A 2,654-nucleotide genomic window follows, 5' to 3' on the forward strand; every position below is an offset into this window, starting at 1 on the left:
CGCGGTCGCCCGGATCGTGCCCCGGCTGCGCGCCGGAGGCTGGCACTTCGCACTCCCCGCCCCGAGACCACGGCCGTGACGGGCGCCCGGCCCGGGTGGTCTCAGTGGCGTCGGCCGATGCGCTGCGCGGCGTCCCGGATCTCGCCGACCAGCTCCTCCAGGACGTCCTCCAGGGCCACCACGCCCTTCCGGGTGCCGTCGGCGTCGACGACCCGGGCCAGGTGTGCGCCACGCTCCCGCATCTCCCCCAAGGCGCGGTGCAGCGGATCGGTGGGGCGCAGCGTGGCCATCCCCCGCAACCGGTTCCCGGCGACCGGGCGGGTGCGTTCCCCGGGGTCGTATTCGAGGACGTCCTTCAGGTGCAGGTAGCCGAGCAGGCTCCCGTTCTCCCCCGCGACGGGGAACCGGGAGAACCCCGTCTCGGTCGCGCGGGCCTCCACCTGCTCGGAGGTGACGCCCTCGGGCACGGTGACCAGTGCGTCTTCCGGGATCAGCACGGAGCTCACCGTGCGTCCGTGGAAGGACAGCGCGCCCGTGAGCAGCTCGTGCTCACGGGCGTCGAGCAGCCCTTCCCGCCGGGACTCGGCGACCAGCGCGGCGACCTCCTCCTCGGTGTAGGTGGAGCTGACCTCCTCCCGGGGCTGCACCCTGAGCAGTCGCAGCACGCCGTTCGAGACCGCGTTGAGCGCGACGATGCCGGGCTTCAGCACCCACACGACCGCCGCCAGGGCCGGGCCCAGCCACAGTGCCGCCCGGTCCGGACCGGCCAGGGCGAGGTTCTTCGGCACCATCTCCCCCAGCACCATGTGCAGGAACACCACGATGAGCAGCGCCAGCGCGAAAGCGACGGGGTGCAGCAGCGCGTCCGGCACACCGGCCGCGGCGAACGGCACCTCCAGCAGGTGCGCGACCGCGGGTTCGCCGACCGCGCCCAGCCCCAGCGAGCACAGGGTGATGCCGAGCTGCGCCCCGGTCATCATCAGCGTCACGCGTTCCATCGCCCGCAGGGTGGTGCGCGCGAGGCGCGATCCCTGCTCGGCCTTCGGCTCGATCTGTGTCCGCCGGGCGGACACCAGGGCGAACTCCGCACCGACGAAGAACGCGTTGCCGATCAACAACGCCACGGCGATCAGAATCCCGCCCATCACCGCGGCCCTCCGGACAGGGCGTCCGTGTCCGGAGGGCCGACCTCGTGGAGATCGACACGATCCACCCGGAAACCGTCCATCCGCCGGACCGTCAACCGCACCGTCCGTTCCCCCGCCGACACCTCCACCCGGTCCCCCTCGACGGGGAGCCGGTTGAGCTCGTGGTTGATCAGACCACCCACGGTGTCGTAGTCCTCCCCCTCCGGGAGCGTGAAGCCGGTCAACTCGGCGACCTCGTCCGGACGGAGCAGGCCGGACAGCCACCACGCCCCGTCGGCCCGCCTGCTCGCCTTCGCGGTCGTCCGGTCGTGCTCGTCGGTGATCTCACCGACGATCTCCTCGACGAGGTCCTCCAACGTGACCACCCCCGCGGTGCCGCCGTACTCGTCGGCGACGATCGCCAGCTGGAGACCTCCCCGGCGCAGCAGCGCCAGCAGCTCGTCCAGCCGCATCGACTCCGGCACCAGCACGGACGGCACCATCACCTCGGACACCGTGCGCCGGCCGCGCTCGTCGACGGGGATGCCGACCGCGTGCTTGAGGTGGACGACGCCCACGGGATCGTCCGCACCGTCCCCGAAAACCGGGAACCGGGAGTGGCCGGTTCTCCGGGCGAGCGCGCTGACCTCCGCCACCGGCGCGTCCGGCCGCACCGACCGCACCCGCCGTCGCGGGGTCATCACCTCCGCGGCGGTCCGGTCCGCGAATTCGAGGGACCGGGTCACCAGCCGGGCGGTCGGCTCGTCCATCGTGCCCCTGCGCCCCCGAACGCTGCACCAACGAGGCGAGCTCCTGCGGCGAGCGCGCCGAGGCCAACTCCTCCTGCGGCTGCACACCGACCCGCCGCAACAGCCGGTTGGCGCTCCCGTTGAGGAACCGGATCAACGGCCACGTCGCCGTGGTGAACCCGCGCTGCGCACCCGAGACCGCGCGGGCCACCCGCAGCGGGCGCGCGATCGCCAGGTTCTTCGGCACGAGCTCGCCCGCCAGCATCTGGAACACGGTGGCCGTCACGAACGCCACCGTGAACGCCACCGGGCTCGCGGCCGCCCCCAGACCGAGCGTCCCGAGCGGTCCGCGCAGGAGCGTCGCGAGGGACGGCTCCGCGATGAAGCCCACGATCAGGCTCGTGACGGTGATGCCCAGCTGCGCCCCGGACAGCTGGGTGGACAGCGACCGCAGTGCCGCCAGCACCCCGCGGGACCGGCGGTCCCCGGCCTCCGCCTCGGCCTCGACGGTGGCGCGGTCCACGGTGACCAGGCTGAACTCCGCGGCCACGAACAACGCGTTCGCCGCGACGAGCAGCACGGCGACGACCAGCAGGACCCACTCCGTCACACGACACCCCCGGCCGGGTTCACGACTCGTGACACTCCGATATGCCCGGGATCGTCGTCGTCCATGTCCGGGGGAACGGAGCTGTGCGATGGGCGGCCCCCCGGGACGGCGGTCCGCGTCGGGTGCCGGACGGCACACGCCCGCGGCACCCGCGCCGCCACGAGGTCG

At 73.2% G+C, this 2,654-nt stretch carries 2 protein-coding genes and 1 pseudogene; all 3 read right to left on the reverse strand.

What is annotated here, in order from left to right; all coding sequences use genetic code 11:
• Positions 1-101 precede the first annotated feature (101 nt).
• On the reverse strand, positions 102-1,145 hold the full coding sequence (locus SACHA_RS0116360; protein ID WP_019811476.1) for a hemolysin family protein: 1,044 nt from the start codon (positions 1,143-1,145) through the stop codon (positions 102-104).
• A complete protein-coding gene (locus tag SACHA_RS26285; protein ID WP_019811478.1) occupies positions 1,145-1,897 on the reverse strand; it encodes a hemolysin family protein in 753 nt (250 codons plus the stop codon). Before SACHA_RS26285 ends, SACHA_RS0116360 begins: the two co-directional genes overlap by 1 nt.
• Positions 1,898-1,961: 64 nt before the next feature.
• Positions 1,962-2,624: pseudogene (locus tag SACHA_RS26290) on the reverse strand (CNNM domain-containing protein); the annotation flags it as partial.
• Positions 2,625-2,654: the final 30 nt, after the last annotated feature.

The organism is Saccharomonospora halophila 8, from assembly GCF_000383775.1.
GTDB classification, from domain to species: Bacteria; Actinomycetota; Actinomycetes; order Mycobacteriales; family Pseudonocardiaceae; genus Saccharomonospora; species Saccharomonospora halophila.